This window comes from Chroococcidiopsis cubana SAG 39.79 (assembly GCF_003991895.1).
GTDB lineage: Bacteria > Cyanobacteriota > Cyanobacteriia > Cyanobacteriales > Chroococcidiopsidaceae > Chroococcidiopsis > Chroococcidiopsis thermalis.
In genome coordinates this window covers 71,641-87,122 of record NZ_RSCK01000014.1, presented here as the reverse complement: position 1 = coordinate 87,122, position 15,482 = coordinate 71,641, and the positions used below count along the sequence as shown (strand labels likewise).

Here is a 15,482-nt window from a genome sequence, read left to right as displayed (position 1 = left end):
CAGCGACTTGCGACTTGCGACTTGTGACCAACAACTGTCAACCAACTCCTATAGAATAAACTCAATACCATAAAGTCAAGTTAGAATCCCTACTTATGGAAGAGCAGCTACTTAAGTCCACAACCCGCCACGTTCGGATTTTCTCTGCGGAAGTTAATGAAGATGGCGAACTCGTTCCTAGCAATCAGGTGTTGACGCTAGATGTTGACCCCGATAATGAATTAACTTGGAATGAAGATGCGTTACAAACGGTATACGGCAAATTTGACGAACTGGTGGAGTCTCACAGTGGCGCGGATTTGACCGATTACAATCTACGCCGCATTGGCTCGGATTTGGAACACTTGATTCGATCGCTGCTACAAAGCGGTCGGATTAGTTACAACTTGAATAGTCGGGCGATTAACTACAGTATGGGACTGCCACAAGTTGCCGTGGAAGATAATCGATAGAGGAGTAAGGAATAGATAATTAAAAGGACGCATCACAATGCGCCCCTTCTTTAAATAACTATTTCACGCCCAGGCGCGACTGCTTTTCATTTCACAAAGACCTTCATTCTAAAGCGAAATACAGCGAGTACGGGAGCTACCACCAAGTGCGTTCGCCGTTTTCGTCAACTCTTGACTGGCGAATGACATCAGAAATTTCTTCTGCGTCTTTAACATGGTGTAAAGCTTTTTCTTCGCCATCTGGTTCTTCTACAGCAAAATAGGTAGGAACTTGAATATGGTCGCCAGTGATATCTGGGGAATCTACAGCAAGTTGTTGCTTTTTCTCTTCAACTGATTGCTCTTCATCAGCGATAACATCACCAGGATTAACTGCACGATGCGTTTCTTTTTCTTGGTTGTTATCCATAATTGTTGTAATCTCTTAAAAACGTAATGACCAATTCACTATTTAAAATTTAAGAATATCGGTTCGCGATCGCCTCCTTCGTAAGTAGGAAATACTTACCTACAAAACGCTAGGTCTGCAAATTGCTCGCCTCGGCTCTAAACACAGGGCGTTCTAAGCTAAACAATCGGATTGAAATCGCTAAAGTAGTAGATAGATCGCGAATTAGACTCGGCTGAATGCGAGAGACTACACTAGCGGGTAGCACTGTAGCAGATTTAGCTGCTTGCGCCAAGCGATTAAATCACAATTTATTCAAAATTCATGTTTGCAATCGATAGTCAAAGCTTGTTAAAGTTAATGCTCAAATCATCTGGGTGGAAGTGAGGTAACAACTGCATCCAGATCTTGCAAAAATATAAGAACAGAAGCGCAATTGCCGTGCGGGAAGCTAAATATAGAGATATAAACATGAATGAGCAGTTTAATCGTCTCTTACGTCTGCTGTTTTAAATTGATTTAATATGGCTAATCGGTGCGCCAGCTATGCAAAATAATGAGGTAACGATCCAATGTCCAAACGATCTGTGTAAGGCTGCCAACTCTGAAGGCGACAAGTTTTGTCAGCGCTGCGGTACATCCTTAATTAAACGTTACTTGTGGGTTGTGGGGCAAGGCACAGAACTCCACGAGATCGGAACGTCGATCGCGGAACGCTTTTACCTCAAAGCCGAGCGAATTGTTTTAGATACTCAACCTGGTTTACTGCTAGACTCTCCTTATTTAGATATTTCTAATGAAATTAGACCTTATTTGAGACTAGTCGCGTATCGTCTCCAAGTTCCGCAGGTATACGGATTAGTATCGCTCGATCGCGAACCACCTGAAAAAGAAATTTTGCTGTTGGAACAAGCACCGATTTATCCCGATGGTGTGTTAACAGCAGGACAGCTAATGCCTCAGATGACTGCTGTTTGGCAGTCCGTTTCTAGCTTACGCCAGCTCAATTGGTTATGGCAAATTGCGCAACTGTGGCAACCCCTATATAGCGAAGGCGTAGCGTCTAGCTTGCTCGTCCCCCAGTTTTTACGAGTAGAAGGATCGTTACTAAGGCTGTTGCAATTGCAATTGGATGATGCCGAACGTCCCACACTAGCGCAACTCGGTCAATCTTGGTCGCAGCTCGCTAAAGAGGCTCGACCAAGCGTGAGTGGATTTATAGAACAATTAAGCCAAGAATTGCAACAAGGAGAAATCGTCAACTCGGAGCAATTGCTAGCGTGTCTGGATCGAGGATTGTTGGAATTAGGGCAAAACATTACGAATAGAGACATTGCCCCCAGTCGGAGTTTCCAGATTAGTACTTGCACCGATACTGGTCCTAGCCGTCAGCGAAATGAAGATGCCTGCTATCCAGCCAGCGGCACCACACTTGCTAAACCACCAGAAGCAAAAGCGATCGCAATTGTCTGCGATGGGATTGGCGGACACGAAGGAGGTAACGTTGCTTCCAGTCTAGCGATCGAAACGCTACAGCACCAGGTACAACAGCTGCCGCTAGATGAAGCAAGTTTAGACCCGAATACCCTCACTCATGCTCTAGAACAGTTTACGCGCAAGACAAACGAATGTATCAGTAGCCGTAACGACAAAGAGCATCGTCAAGGAAGACAGCGAATGGGGACAACCTTGGTGATGGCAGTAGGACATCAACATGAAATATATATTGCTCACGTTGGTGATAGCCGCGCCTACTGGGTGACGCGCACGGGTTGCCATCAAATAACCCTAGACGATGATGTAGCTGCCCGTGAAGTACGGTTGGGTTATGCTGTCTATCGAGAAGCACTACAACAACCCTCGGCTGGTTCTCTCGTCCAAGCGATCGGCATGAGTGCATCGGTACATCCCACGGTACAGCGGTTTGTGTTGGATGAAGACTGCGTATTCCTCTTGTGTTCTGATGGCTTGAGCGATTACGATTTAGTCGATCGGTGCTGGCAAACAGAAATCTTGCCAATTTTAGATGGGAATATGGATGTCGCTACAGCAACTAAGCAGCTTGTAGAACTTGGTAACAACCTTAACGGACACGATAATATTACCGTTGCTTTAGTACATTGTCAGGTAAAGGTGCAAGAGCCAGAAACTCCGCTTGGTTACAGTCAGTCGTTAGACAAAACGAGTAATGGTGCGGTCAGCTCATCTTCATTTGCCGTAACTCTCTCAGAACCACCAACGGCAGATGCGATCGAGCACTACGTCCCGATCGCCAATACGCAGTTACTCTCACCATTACCACCACCGCAACAATCGCGATCGTGGTTGCTCCCAATAGTGTTGGGAATCGGTTTGCTCTTAAGTGCGGCAGCAGGACTTTGGCTGGCTTACAATCACAATTGGCAAGAGCGAAACCCAGCAGCAAATAGTGACAGTAACGATACTACAAATGTTGCGCGATCGCCTGAAAGAGTATATGAGGCTCAGCAGGAAACCCCCCTCCAGCGCCAAGCAGGAGCGACCAACTCTTCTCCCGAGCCACCCCAACTGAATGCACCCGATTTTACTTTGCCCCAGGGCAGTATCGTCAAAGTTCTGAACGAATCAAAACTGCCCTCCCAGCAGCGAGAGACTTGGACGCAGCTGCAAGTCTGCTCAAACCCTGAATTCTCCCGTACTTCTACATCTTCAACTGGCGATCGCCGGATATTAAAACCAGGAGACAATGCTTGGATTGCAAATACCGAACTCGATCGACGATTTAAGGAATTTTCAGGAGGGAACAATCCTTGTTCTACATCTCAGGCATTGCCAACACAGACAGACGGTGGAAATCAGGAGTCAGGAGGACAAGGCAATCGGTAAGAGAGTAGAGGAGACGTTACATATAACGTCTCCACAAAGCGATCGGTGAAGAAAGGGTGTGACTTGTGACTTGTGACTTGCCCCACACCCTTATCACCTCAGCCTCTAGCTCCCAGTTAAATAAACTATTAAACTAAGACAGTTGCATATTTGCGAGTATTTGATAGCGATCGTGGTTATTGATGTCCCAGTCTGACATTCCCTGCTTGAGTTTAGCAATCGAACGTCTTGCCAATGCTGGTAAAGATAACTTTGCCGTTTGGGTAGTGCAAGCCCCTTATCCTGGTGGATATGTGAAACATGATTGTGTTTTGTCCCCTAGATTGATGCAGGCTTGGCAAGCTTGGCAGGCAATGTTTGCGCCTCGCTCATCACCACCAATTTCTCCAGAGATAATTTCCCAGACCTTGGATTTAGTTCCAGAAATCGTTGCCTATCCTGGCGGAAAAACCAACGGACAAGGGGGTCGTCTGATGCAACATTTATGCATCAACCTTTGGCAGTGGATTTTTCAGGGACAAGTACAAATGAGTCTGGAGAAGAGTCAAGGGATTGCGATCGGACAAGGAAAACCATTACGGCTAAGAATAGATATTCGAGAGCCGGATCTCATCGCCTTGCCTTGGGAAATTATGCAGCCTCAGGCTGGAAAACCAGCTATCTCCCTACCTTCGCCACTGCAAGCGCCACAAGTCTTTTTCAGTCGCACGACTAACGATGTTGGTTCCCTGATTTCGCTACCACCCAGTCAGGGTTTAAATGTTTTGCTGGTTTTGGGACAAGACACCGAAGCCGGAAGCTTGCAGTTGGAAACAGAAGCAAAAATTCTCGAACAAACTCTGAGAAGCTTTCAACAACTTAAACCAATTGAAAGGAGAAATTTGGCAACGGTTCCCTGTCGGGTAGACACTTTGCTACAACCTACTCCTAAAGAATTAATCTCGCAGCTAGAAACTCAAGCTTACAATATTTTCTTTTATTCCGGTCATGGTTTGAGCGCTCCAAATGGAGGATTGTTGTTTTTACGCCCCGGCGTGGCGATTGACGGTACGGAGTTAGCCCATGTACTAGCACGTTCTCAAGTCAAACTGTGCGCGATTAATGCCTGTTGGGGAGCGCAACCCGCGTTTGATAACGGACAACCTTTACCGCGTAGCAGTTTAGCAGAAGTTTTGATTCATCACGGCGTACCAGCAGTACTGGGAATGCGGGATGAAATTGCCGATGAGGAAGCTTTAAGTTTTATTCAAGTTTTTACCCAGGCGTTAGCAGCAGGCTCGCCGATCGATCGTGCGGCGGCGATCGCCAGACAGCAACTACTAGCTGTTTATAAATATATTTCTCATGCTTGGACTCTACCCATCCTCTACATGCATCCAGAGTTTGATGGGGAGTTGCTCGGCGCACCCGCTCGTGACGAAATTACTCAGCTACCAGAAGATACGGTCGCGGGTACAGTATACCCACCAGTACGAGCGCAACTGCGTTCTACTTCTGCTCCAGAGCAAGTCTGGCATTTAGGTACGAGATTAGTAAGGGTAGGTCGTCTGGCAGAGAATGATATTGTAGTTCAAGAAGGCTGGGTCAGCCAAAGACATGCAGAAATCTATTGCCGTCAAGATCGCGGCGATACGACTTTTTTCTTACGAGATAATTCTCGTTTCGGGACTTTGCTGTCAAATCTACCCAGTAGCGATCGCTGGCAAAATGTATATCGTGAGGAAGTCCCGCTAAAATCGGGAATGAAGTTAAAGTTCGGCAGCCATAAGGGTCAAACCTACGAATTTATTGTTGAAGACTGAAGCTGAGCGAAGGAAGACAGAAGGTAGAGGGCAGAAAGAAGAAAAAATTGATATATTTTTGCGTAAAGCTCTGTCTTGAGAACTGCTGCCATACAACTCAGACCAAAGTAAATTTTTTATGGAGAAAAGTCAATGCACCAGCTAATTGTTAAATTTATTCAAGTGACGCAGCTCTGCGTAGCAACGGGTTGCCCGCTCGCCGATTTATGAGAATACCCTCTGTCTTCTCAAGCTGGAATTAATCCGCACTTCATGCAGTAAAGAGAGGGAAAAAGCAAGATGCTTTATGCAAAAACTGCAATTAAATACTGCAAAATTGCAGCAGAGATACTGCGATCCCCAATCTTATTTGCATAATTTATGTAGTTGCGGAAATGGCTGTTCAGGTGGTGTAGCTACTCATACAGCGTTTTTGCAGACACCCATGATGAATTGTACAATGACAAACGAATTCAAGTCTTCTGAAATTAACGAACGGCATCGGTTGTTGACTGAATTAGAGTTATTAGAAACACTACTTGCCTCTGAAACAGCAACTTATCCCTGGAACCCTGCTGAAGAAGCAGCAGAAGCATTCTTTCTCGAACAAGAACAGCAATTACAGCAAGAAGACTGGTGGGAAGAGGAACTCTCTGCCCATGCGCCAGATTTCCTCGCTAGCATGGAACATTTATGGGAGAAGACTCAGCCAACAACTGTGTCTGCTAGTGCCACAGACGAGCAGTCTCTTCAAATAACTTTGCAACAGCGATTTGCAGCTTACATGCCGACAGCTTGGTTGCAAGCGATCGCTCATAAAGCAACTGACATGTTAGCGACACAAAAATCTATGGCGCAACAATTGGTACAGTGCGTACAAGAATTATTACCGAATTGTTCGGAAGACGATCTGTTAATTCTCGCTCGTCCATATGCCTACAGTATGCGCAGTAGTATTGAGCCATCTACTACCGCGATCGAATCCACGCTCAATCGTTACGGTCAAGACTGGGAAGTGCGATCTGACATCGAACGCGCTCAAATCAGTTTGGCGATCGCTCGCTACGCTATATCTCAATTGCAAGCTGAGCGGGGCGAGGAGTGAGGGGCGAGATCTTAAAGAGCAATTAACTCAATCTAAAATTCAAAATTTTCTTAATCTGGTCTTCTAGGTGTCTTTTCCAAAAAGCGAGTGGCAAAGTTTTGCGATCGCGTTGGTGAGAGCATTCTGGCTTTGAGAATCGCTGCTGTTAAAAACGCATACGATAGAACGCCTACCACGACTAGGAGCAAACCGCTAAAAGCAGCGGTGGAGTTCCATAAAGCATGAAGTGCGGCTGCACTGACATATCCTACGGTCAAGATCTGCCAACGTTGACGCGGTTTGAGTACGCTTAAACCAATGAAATAACCAAAGTATCCGCTATCTGCCATATGTCCAGCAACTGCACCAATGATACGCGGAATCAGTAATTGCAATCCCACAATTTGACCAGCAGCTTGTCCGGCTGACATCGCCACGTTTTGAGCAATTTCTGGCACGTATTGCCACAACGTTTCGACCAAGGTAAAGCCTACAGCTGAGGCAGTTCCTAGTAGAATGCCGTCTAAAGGTTCCCAGACCCCAATCCATTCACGCCAAGGAGAAGCAAGTCGTCGTCCTAAAGCATATGCCCCCAGGACGGGTAAAGCTTTCAGAAACTCTTCCATTAAGCCAGCTCCGACGAACATCCGCAAGAATAATTCGGGAAAGCTAAGCGTTATAAGAGAGTTAGGTAAATCTCCTGGTAAGATGCGACGGAAGATAAAGATAAATAGGGGTAAGATAGGGCTAAATAAAATGAGTGCTGTAGCTGTGGCAGCAAGAATTGGGAGCCACCAAGGTTTAATTTTTCCACAAAGCCGATAGATAAAATAATAAGCAGCACTACTCAAGTAGGTAGCAACCAAGAGTTGATTGAAGCGAATCGCTTTTGGTTGACCGACAGTAGCAAACATTAATACGACAAATATAACTGTGAAAATACCAGGAATTAAATAAGCTTTGTGGGTTAAGTCTTTAGCCGTAGAGATAATCGGAAATAAGTGGGAGAAATTGACTTCCGCTTCAGTCAGAGGCGATACAGGTGGCGGGATAATACTGGATGGGTGAGGAGAATGAGATTCAAAAATGAATTCTGCGCCGCGATGCCGAAGGCGGTTTGCTTCGCGACCTTCGCCCAACGTGATGCGATCGCCTGGAACGAGTTCCCGACAGCCTTGCAAGCGCTGTCCATTGATAAAAGTACCGTTACTACTGTTCATATCACACACCTGCCACCGATTTTGAGGTTGGGGGTATAAAGTGGCATGATGGCGAGAAACCATACCGTACTGCTCCGATTCCAACACGATATCGCAAGCAAGGTCGCGCCCGATCGCCATTTCTCGCTCGGGTGAAAGGCTGTAACTGCGTGTCAGTCCAGCTTCTCCTGCATTCGGTAATAGCCGCAACCATCCTTCAGCAAGATGTTGTTCGGTCATATAGTATCGGTAATGAGAGGAGACGAGAGACAGGAGACAAGAGACGGAGAGAATCTGACAACTAAACATTCATATATTTGGAATCGAGGCTGTTTGCACTCGCGCTCTTGTTCTCAAGACCATCATTTTATACTTGAGTCCTGCAATTGCTAGATAAATTTAAGGACTTGTACCGATTGAATCTTCCAAACGAATGTCAGTACTTTCTGTCTTCTTCTATCTCCTCTGAATTCACTCGCTGTTTGCATTCCGCACGGCAGCAATAAACAAGAGGACTGTAGCTGGAATACTTACAGCAAGAATTACCGCTGTATTCAAGTTACCTAAATCGGGTTGACCAGAGGCTAGCTCGAACACGGAACCAACTGCTGCGATCGCCGTAATACAACAGCCGCCAAGAAATAAGCCGCTTTTGGGTGTCATTGCATTCATGGTAAATCTCCTCAAGCAACAGGTTTGACTGCACTCATGGAGAAGCCATGCTTTGCCAGTTCTTGGGTTAAAGCCAGCTTGTTTTCGACGCGATCAACGAAGACAATTCCGTTGAGATGGTCGATTTCGTGTTGAATACAGCGAGCCAGTAGATCTGTAGCTTGTAGCGATCGCGGATGCCCGTATTCATCCTTATAAGCAATTTCTACGGCTTGGGGGCGCGTCACGTTCAAATAAATGCCTGGGATACTCAAGCAACCTTCTTCTGCCACGCAGATATCGCTGCTGGTACGTTTGATCGTAGGATTGATCAGGATCAAGGGTGGGTTAGCAGCATTGTCTGGTTCGCAGTCAATGACGATGATTTGCTTGGATACAGCTACTTGTGGCGCAGCCAAACCGATGCCGTCAGCGCTATACATACTCTGTAGCATTTCTCGCGCCAACTGGCGAACTTCTACATCGACTTTGCTGATGCGTTTTGCAGGTTGACGCAGAGCGCGATCGCCCAAATAGCGGATATCTAAGGGAGGGTTTTTTAACTTTTTCTTTTCAACTGCGATTTCAGAAGCCATGTGAATCTACTCGCTACGGTCGGCTAATTTGCAAATTGTGACATTATTTCAATTTTACCAAGTAGAAGTCAGAAAAGGGACTAGTGACTGGTTGTCAGTTGTCAGGGAGCAGGGAGCGCACGAGCAGGGGGAATTACTTGCGACTTATTCTCACCCACTACACTATGTAAAAATCGGTAATTTTTCCCTTTGCATCTATAGCAATCCTATTTGATTCATGAACGTGGAACACGCTTCTAGCCTGCGGCAGGCTAGAAGCCTACTTTACAAATCATTTAGAACTGCTTGTTTTTACTAAAAAATTCGTTGCATTTACTTAGGTAAAATTTGGTAATACTAGACCACCATTGTCGCGATCGCTCTACAAAAGTCATTATGATTTCCCTTGAGGATAAACAATATTGTTGTCACGAGTAGAAATAGTTTCTTAGTATTTTTATGATATTTTCTTGCGCGTATAATTGCAAGTATTGAAATACCTCATTGCAAGATTTATTTTGAAGCCATTTTAGGATTAAAAACTTTCGTAGGGTAGGCAATGAATATTTGTCAAAGATTATATTTCATCTTTATTTGTACGTTTATTTGGGGAGAATTGATAGATGCACTGCGATCGCCATAAATTCAAAAACTCAATCTTTGATTTCAAGAGACGATCGTAACAATGCTGTCATCATTAGAGCGATCGCAAACAGTAGAACAGAGCGAACGAGATGACAGCGCTCGTCAAGCTGAGATTGTGATAAATAAGAAAAAGGAGATAGAAGCAAAATTAACGAAAATCAATCAGTGTTTATTAAATTTTCGTACCGATCCGATCGAAAATATCAATCAATTAACATCATTGTTAGGAGAATTATTGGGAGCGAGTTGCAAATTATATAGTTTTCTAGATAATGGAGGGCTTCGTGCAGTATGACAGTGGCAAACGCCGCCATCCGAATAAACCTACTCACAACAAAATACGCTCAATCTGAGCCTAGTATTCAGGCGCACAACATTAAAACATATATTGGTAAAGTCGTCTGCCAGCAACAAGTTGTTGGTTGTTTGTCTGCCTGGTACACGATCGAATACATGCCCGGCGAGATCGATTGCAAAATAATCGATGTTATTTCTTCTCGAAGCCTACAGATAGCAAGGCGGCGGAAGCTCTACTCATGACTCAGCCAGACTGGGCGCAAGATTTACAGGCAATGGCTCAGTCGGTGCAGGGAAAGCGATCGAAGCCTGTCAAGCCATGAAGCGATCCGGATCGAGCAGGAAATTTAATTATAGAGTTTCGTCTTACTCTTCCCCAAAACACCAAAGGAATACTAACAACAGCCCGCCCAAAAGTAACCAATGCGGTATATTTGCGTGCCTGATTAACTCTATGGGAGTTAGGACGAATATATTAGTCACCATCGATGCGGTAAACAGTAACAAGGTAATCAATAGGAGTGGAGGCACGATTGGGAACCAGGTAGAGAAGTTAGGAAAAAGTAAGTCGAAATTTCTACACTGCAAAGAACGCGAATAAACTTTATCGATCGCACGGTGAGAGATAAGATAAAAGAAGTAAAAATTTTGTCCTGGCTAGGCATTGACCCGTGCTATCTACCATAGCTGCTGACTTCAAGATTATTTTCGATCGCGACCCTGCTGCCCGTAATTGGCTAGAGGTACTGTTATGTTACCCTGGGTTACAGGCAATTGTCTTCCATCGGGTAGCGCATCAACTCTACAAACTGCGTCTTCCCTTCATTCCACGCTTTATTTCCGCGATCGCCCGATTTCTAACCGGGATTGAGATTCACCCTGGCGCGACGATTGGCAAGGGTTTTTTTATCGACCACGGTATGGGGGTCGTGATCGGCGAAACCGCGATCGTAGGTGATGACGTTCTGCTCTACCAAGGCGTGACTCTGGGCGGTACGGGGAAAGAAAGCGGCAAGCGTCACCCGACTGTGGGAAATAATGTCGTGGTGGGTGCGGGGGCAAAAGTCCTCGGTAATATCGAACTTGGCAGTAACGTCAGAATTGGAGCGGGTTCTGTTGTTTTACGCGATGTACCTTCTAATTGCACGGTTGTTGGTGTACCAGGTCGAATTATCTACCGTTCTGGGGCTAGAGTCGATCCGTTAGAACACGGTAGCTTACCTGACTCAGAAGCAGAGGTCATTCGCGCTCTCGTTGACAGAATTGAAGCGTTAGAACAACAGCTAGAAAAAGTACAACAGCAGCAAGCACACCAAGATTCTGTAGTTATGTCTCTTCCCGCTGCTGCTAGCTGTCAAATGAGAGATAAAGTGATCCAGCAGTTTTTAGATGGTGCGGGGATTTAAGGATTGACGGCTTGAGTAGACCAAGTGCGATCGCCCTCTAACCAAGTATAAATGGTACGGTTTTGAGGGTCGCCGCGCAATTCTAAGCGATCTACCTGAACTGGCTCCAAAAGCAGCAAACAAAAGTGCGGTAATGGCACTTCTGCGGATGGTGCTGGAGGATTGAAGGTGTCATCAGCAGCTCTCAGCTGCCCTGGATGCGCCCAAGCAAATTGCAGCCGTGCAGAGTCGCTCAACTCTTGCCAACTGGAGATACGGGCTTGCTGTAATTCTGGATCGGGAGAGTCGGAGGCGATCGCCTTTAGTGTACCAGTAATCCGAAATTGTTCGCGGGTTTTGGGAAAATACCAGCAAGCCTCTGCCCAAGGATGGGCTTCAATTTGGGCAAATTTTTCACTGCGAGTATCGCTGACAAACTTGAGGCGATCGCTGTTATCCAAAAATCCCCGGAATACAACTGTACGATTAGCAGGACGACCATCAAGCCGGACAGTCGCCAATTGGAGATAACGGGCATAAGGCAGACTGCGATTGAGGTGCAGCGCCCGTGCTAGGGGCGATCGCCAAGGAGCAAAAGAATTCGGAATTCGGAATTCGGAATTCGGAATTGTACGATCGCTACTCACTACTCGCAACTTGCTCCCTACTCGCTGCTCCCAGCTCGTCCCTGCTCCCTGCAAGATTCTCAGTTGTTGTCATAGCTGATGCAGCAGCATTAGGACTTTCAACCAGTTGGGGCGATCGCACGGCACTTAAGGCTGTCTTGATCACGACTGCTGTAGGTACGGCAACGATTACGCCCAGCAAACCGCCAACTCTAGCGCCTGTTAAGACGGAAATCAGTACCCATACGGGATTTAATCCAGTTACGCTACCAAGAATACGGGGAGCAACGATATTATCTAAGATCTGCTGAATGATGACAGATGCTACCAAGACTCTAGTACCTAGCCAGAAATCTTGCAGCGCTACTAATAAAGTGGTCAAAATAATTCCCACCGTACCGCCGAAGGGAACTAAAGCCATAAACCCGATCGTGATTCCAAACAGTAACCCAAACGGTACTTTCAGCCATAAGAAAATGGCAGTTAGGGCAGAACCCATACAAATACCGAAAATTAACTGTCCGATGAAGTAATTTTGAAAGCTCAACCGGATAGTTTGGGAAAAAGGCTGGCGAATGGGTGTTGGTAGCCAAGCGATTAAGCTTTGCCAGAGTTCGTCCCCATGCTGTAACAAATAAAATGTTAAAACCATGCCCAGCAGAAAATCGAGCAGGCTTGTCACCGTCACTACAGCTAGGTTGAGTGCTTGGACGGCGATCGCTTGTAATTGTCCCTTAACGCGATCGTTGATTTGTATGACTAAGGCATCGAGATTAATTGGATAACCCTGAGCCTCAGCCCAATCATTTAACAACACCAACTGATAGCGTCCTGAGTCTATCCATTCTGGCAAACGAGTTACGAGCTGCTGCGCCTGACTAATCACTCGAGGCACGAGGGTGACACCTAGCGCCAGTAAAATCGACAAAGCCAACAAAAAGACTAAAATAGCAACTTGTTCTCGCCTTGCGCCTTGCTGCTCCATCCAGCCTACCGGATAGTTCAACAAAAATGCTAGTAAAGAAGCACCGACTAAAATAACAATCAGCGAGTGGAAGTAATCAACGATGGAGGAGATTGCCCAAGCATTGAGTACGAGTAGTGGAGCCAATAGCGCGATCGCCAGAAGTCGCGTCAAAGGTGACATTGCTTGCCACCAACCTATAATAATGCGTTTCTGCATTTTCTCAGTTGCGGGAGCGAACTAAATCAAATGTCCCTTGCAGCCTATTATCCCTAACTCCGCTGTCATAACTCATCCCCCCAAGCTCGGATTCGATTACATCATATGAAAAAGCTTACAGTCTCAGAGCATTTAAATCGCGATCGCCTGCATTTATTTTTTCACCTCATCCCCATTATTGGCTTTTTTCCTTCGCTGTTGACTTTGTATCGTCATGAGGGAGCAGGGACGAGCTGGGAGCAGGGACGAGCTGGGGGAAAGAGAGCTGAGGGAGAGAAGAGAGCTGAGGGAGCTGAGGGGGAAAATACCTACCAACTACCAACTACCAACTACCAATTACCAATTACCAATTACCACAAAGAAAAACTCGCCGTCAGCCGTTTATCTATCACTCTAGCACTAAGCTGGTTGCTGGCATATTTCTTGTTGAGTGCTGGAGCAGAAGCTTCAGAGTTTTTAAATTTTCGTCTATTAATGTTAAATAGTTTACTGACATCTGGGTATTTTTTAGTCAGTGTGTGGTTAATGCTGCGACTAACTACTGGAAAGTCAGTGCGTCTACCTGGATTTTCGGCACTTGCAGATCGGACGCTCGACGAACGCTGAGGTTCAAAGACAACGCCAGCGGTAGAAAGTACGACTCTCTGGCTGGAATTCCGTAATAAGCCAGATGACGACTTTGTAGGATTTGCAGTAGACTCCAGGCAATATTCTCTAATTCGATCCCAGAGCCATGAAATTTACTGTTTCAGTAGCCAGCGTTACCCGTGCAGAGAATATGCCAATTGAGAAAGCGCAGCATATAGCTGTGCCTTTGTCCATTATCATGTTAAAAACTTATTAACTATTTTTGCTGACTAGTGTTAAGTGTGAGGAAGTTGTATCAGTGCAAAGAATATCAGGCTCAAAATCCAATTCTACAAGTAATTCCAAAAATTTTAGGCGCAGTAGTGCTATGAGTAGGACTGGGCGTTGGCTGTGGTTCTGGGTAATCATGAGTGGTGTCGCTGTGTTGTCAGCCACAGCAGGGGCGCTCTTAGCCTATACCATGTCAACCAAGCCGCTGATGCAAAGTCAGCTTAGCCCTGAGGAGCAAGCAATTTTCGGGACTCATGGCGATCGCTTAACGCGGGCTGGTTTTAAACTTTCGGAGCTGACCCGACCAGTTAATATTTTAGTTCTAGGTGTAAAAGTTCTCACTACAGACGTTAATACCCCTGCTGCCGAAATCAAAAAGCAAGGATATCATGCGTTAGTCAACTCCTTCGACGGCTTGACAGACACTATCCTTTTGCTACGATTTGACCCAGCAACCAAAAAAATCGCTGCCCTTTCTATTCCCAGAGATACCCGCACCAAGGTAGAAGGTCGAGGCATAGCGAAAATCAATGAAGCTAATCTCGTTGGTGGTCCAGCAGGCAGTGCTAAAGCTATTAGCGAATTACTAGATGGAGTGCCGATCGATCGCTACATTCGGATCAACGTCCAAGGAGTGGAAAAGCTGATCGATGCTTTGGGTGGCGTAACCGTTTACGTTCCCAAAGACATGAAATATCAAGATGATAGCCAGCATCTATATATTAATCTCAAAGCTGGCAAGCAGCATCTTGACGGCAACAAGACTCTTCAACTACTGCGCTATCGCCACGACGAAAATGGCGACATCGGACGGATTCAACGCCAGCAGCTCGTCATGCGGGCGCTAACAGAACAAACCTTGTCGCCGAATACGCTGACTCGGATGCCGCAGATTCTCTCTGTGGTTCAATCGCACCTCGATACGAATTTGTCGATGGATGAATTGGTAGCACTGGCAAATTTTGGCGTACAAACTAATCGATCCAACATCCAAATGTTGATGTTGCCTGGACGATTTAGTAATGCGGGAGAATATAGAGCTAGCTACTGGTTGCCAGACAGCGATCGCATTGCCAAGATGGCAACGCAGCATTTCGATGCCCCTCTGTCTGAATCCGAGCCAGTTGACTTCGATCCGGCGCGATTGAGAATTGCAATTTCCAATAGCACGGGTAGCGATCGCGCTGTCCGCTCTTTGGTCAAATCTCTTGCTGGTGCAGGCTATCGCAATGTATACATTACAAAATCGTGGTCTGAGCCATTAGACACAACTCACGTCGTTGCCCAGCAAGGCGATACTGAAAGTGCTACAACAATCCGCGACCTCTTAAACGTAGGCGAAGTCCGCGTTGAAAGCACGGGCAACCTTGGCTCTGACATTACTATTCAAGTTGGTAAAGATTGGCTGGAACAAAGTAGGGAGCAGGGACGAGCTGGGAGCAGCGAGTAGGGTGGGACAAGAGGGACAAGGAGGACAAGGAAGACAAGGGAGC

Annotated in this window: 15 protein-coding genes; 9 read left to right on the top strand and 6 right to left on the bottom strand. The window is 46.1% G+C overall.

Annotated elements, in window-relative coordinates:
* Positions 1-95 precede the first annotated feature (95 nt).
* Positions 96-452 carry an NAD(P)H-quinone oxidoreductase subunit M gene (gene ndhM, locus DSM107010_RS11690; RefSeq protein ID WP_015156433.1) on the top strand — a complete coding sequence of 119 codons (357 nt, stop codon included), beginning with the start codon at positions 96-98 and terminating at the stop codon, positions 450-452.
* 136 nt (positions 453-588) lie between these two features.
* Here ndhM and DSM107010_RS11685 read toward each other — a convergent pair whose 3' ends face one another.
* Positions 589-861, bottom strand: coding sequence for a hypothetical protein (locus DSM107010_RS11685; protein ID WP_015156432.1), 273 nt, complete (start codon positions 859-861; stop codon positions 589-591).
* A gap of 525 nt (positions 862-1,386) precedes the next feature.
* Between DSM107010_RS11685 and DSM107010_RS11680 the strand changes: the two genes are divergently transcribed.
* The 3 genes from DSM107010_RS11680 to DSM107010_RS11670 all read left to right on the top strand — a co-directional run bounded on the left by DSM107010_RS11680 (position 1,387) and on the right by DSM107010_RS11670 (position 6,591).
* Complete coding sequence (locus tag DSM107010_RS11680; protein ID WP_106168324.1) at positions 1,387-3,705, top strand: protein phosphatase 2C domain-containing protein; 2,319 nt, start codon at positions 1,387-1,389, stop codon at positions 3,703-3,705.
* Between the two features lie 182 nt (positions 3,706-3,887).
* On the top strand, positions 3,888-5,507 hold the full coding sequence (locus tag DSM107010_RS11675; RefSeq protein ID WP_015156430.1) for a CHAT domain-containing protein: 1,620 nt from the start codon (positions 3,888-3,890) through the stop codon (positions 5,505-5,507).
* 439 nt (positions 5,508-5,946) lie between these two features.
* Positions 5,947-6,591, top strand: coding sequence for a hypothetical protein (locus DSM107010_RS11670; RefSeq protein ID WP_127023021.1), 645 nt, complete (start codon positions 5,947-5,949; stop codon positions 6,589-6,591).
* A 50-nt stretch (positions 6,592-6,641) separates the two neighbouring features.
* On the opposite strand, the gene DSM107010_RS11665 is transcribed toward DSM107010_RS11670, so the two are convergent.
* The 3 genes from DSM107010_RS11665 to def all read right to left on the bottom strand — a co-directional run bounded on the left by DSM107010_RS11665 (position 6,642) and on the right by def (position 9,016).
* A complete protein-coding gene (locus DSM107010_RS11665) occupies positions 6,642-8,009 on the bottom strand; it encodes a PrsW family glutamic-type intramembrane protease (protein ID WP_015156428.1) in 1,368 nt (455 codons plus the stop codon).
* A 231-nt stretch (positions 8,010-8,240) separates the two neighbouring features.
* Positions 8,241-8,441 carry a hypothetical protein gene (locus DSM107010_RS11660; RefSeq protein WP_015156427.1) on the bottom strand — a complete coding sequence of 67 codons (201 nt, stop codon included), beginning with the start codon at positions 8,439-8,441 and terminating at the stop codon, positions 8,241-8,243.
* An 11-nt stretch (positions 8,442-8,452) separates the two neighbouring features.
* Positions 8,453-9,016: a peptide deformylase gene (gene def / locus DSM107010_RS11655; protein ID WP_015156426.1), complete on the bottom strand. Its 564-nt coding sequence runs from the start codon at positions 9,014-9,016 to the stop codon at positions 8,453-8,455.
* Positions 9,017-9,680: 664 nt separating this feature from the next.
* On the opposite strand from def, the gene DSM107010_RS11650 reads away from it, so the two are divergent.
* The 3 genes from DSM107010_RS11650 (at position 9,681) to cysE (ending at position 11,343) form a co-directional block, all read left to right on the top strand.
* Complete coding sequence (locus tag DSM107010_RS11650; protein ID WP_106167191.1) at positions 9,681-9,935, top strand: hypothetical protein; 255 nt, start codon at positions 9,681-9,683, stop codon at positions 9,933-9,935.
* Positions 9,936-10,110: 175 nt separating this feature from the next.
* Positions 10,111-10,260, top strand: coding sequence for a hypothetical protein (locus tag DSM107010_RS38350; protein WP_158631774.1), 150 nt, complete (start codon positions 10,111-10,113; stop codon positions 10,258-10,260).
* Positions 10,261-10,608: 348 nt separating this feature from the next.
* Positions 10,609-11,343: a serine O-acetyltransferase gene (gene cysE / locus DSM107010_RS11645; protein ID WP_015156424.1), complete on the top strand. Its 735-nt coding sequence runs from the start codon at positions 10,609-10,611 to the stop codon at positions 11,341-11,343.
* On the opposite strand, the gene DSM107010_RS11640 is transcribed toward cysE, so the two are convergent.
* Both DSM107010_RS11640 and DSM107010_RS11635 read right to left on the bottom strand, forming a co-directional pair.
* Entirely contained in the window at positions 11,340-11,969 is a 630-nt protein-coding gene (locus tag DSM107010_RS11640) for an Npun_F5749 family FMN-dependent PPOX-type flavoprotein (protein ID WP_106167193.1), read from the bottom strand. The genes cysE and DSM107010_RS11640 overlap by 4 nt on opposite strands.
* Entirely contained in the window at positions 11,962-13,131 is a 1,170-nt protein-coding gene (locus DSM107010_RS11635) for an AI-2E family transporter (RefSeq protein WP_127023018.1), read from the bottom strand. The genes DSM107010_RS11640 and DSM107010_RS11635 overlap by 8 nt, the downstream gene beginning before the upstream one ends.
* A gap of 105 nt (positions 13,132-13,236) precedes the next feature.
* Between DSM107010_RS11635 and DSM107010_RS39565 the strand changes: the two genes are divergently transcribed.
* Both DSM107010_RS39565 and DSM107010_RS11625 read left to right on the top strand, forming a co-directional pair.
* On the top strand, positions 13,237-13,737 hold the full coding sequence (locus DSM107010_RS39565) for a hypothetical protein (protein WP_181246333.1): 501 nt from the start codon (positions 13,237-13,239) through the stop codon (positions 13,735-13,737).
* Between the two features lie 349 nt (positions 13,738-14,086).
* Positions 14,087-15,439, top strand: coding sequence for an LCP family protein (locus tag DSM107010_RS11625; protein ID WP_106167194.1), 1,353 nt, complete (start codon positions 14,087-14,089; stop codon positions 15,437-15,439).
* Positions 15,440-15,482: the final 43 nt, after the last annotated feature.

Bases quoted from the DNA above. Each gene is read 5' to 3' on its own strand.
- DSM107010_RS11665 (WP_015156428.1), bottom strand. From the start codon at position 8,009: ATGACCGAACAACATCTTGCTGAAGGATGGTTGCGGCTATTACCGAAT.
- DSM107010_RS11635 (WP_127023018.1), bottom strand. From the start codon at position 13,131: ATGCAGAAACGCATTATTATAGGTTGGTGGCAAGCAATGTCACCTTTG.
- DSM107010_RS11660 (WP_015156427.1), bottom strand. From the start codon at position 8,441: ATGAATGCAATGACACCCAAAAGCGGCTTATTTCTTGGCGGCTGTTGT.
- DSM107010_RS11670 (WP_127023021.1), top strand. From the start codon at position 5,947: ATGACAAACGAATTCAAGTCTTCTGAAATTAACGAACGGCATCGGTTG.
- DSM107010_RS11625 (WP_106167194.1), top strand. From the start codon at position 14,087: ATGAGTAGGACTGGGCGTTGGCTGTGGTTCTGGGTAATCATGAGTGGT.
- DSM107010_RS39565 (WP_181246333.1), top strand. From the start codon at position 13,237: ATGAAAAAGCTTACAGTCTCAGAGCATTTAAATCGCGATCGCCTGCAT.
- DSM107010_RS11685 (WP_015156432.1), bottom strand. From the start codon at position 861: ATGGATAACAACCAAGAAAAAGAAACGCATCGTGCAGTTAATCCTGGT.
- DSM107010_RS11650 (WP_106167191.1), top strand. From the start codon at position 9,681: ATGCTGTCATCATTAGAGCGATCGCAAACAGTAGAACAGAGCGAACGA.
- ndhM (WP_015156433.1), top strand. From the start codon at position 96: ATGGAAGAGCAGCTACTTAAGTCCACAACCCGCCACGTTCGGATTTTC.
- DSM107010_RS11675 (WP_015156430.1), top strand. From the start codon at position 3,888: ATGTCCCAGTCTGACATTCCCTGCTTGAGTTTAGCAATCGAACGTCTT.
- DSM107010_RS11680 (WP_106168324.1), top strand. From the start codon at position 1,387: ATGCAAAATAATGAGGTAACGATCCAATGTCCAAACGATCTGTGTAAG.
- def (WP_015156426.1), bottom strand. From the start codon at position 9,016: ATGGCTTCTGAAATCGCAGTTGAAAAGAAAAAGTTAAAAAACCCTCCC.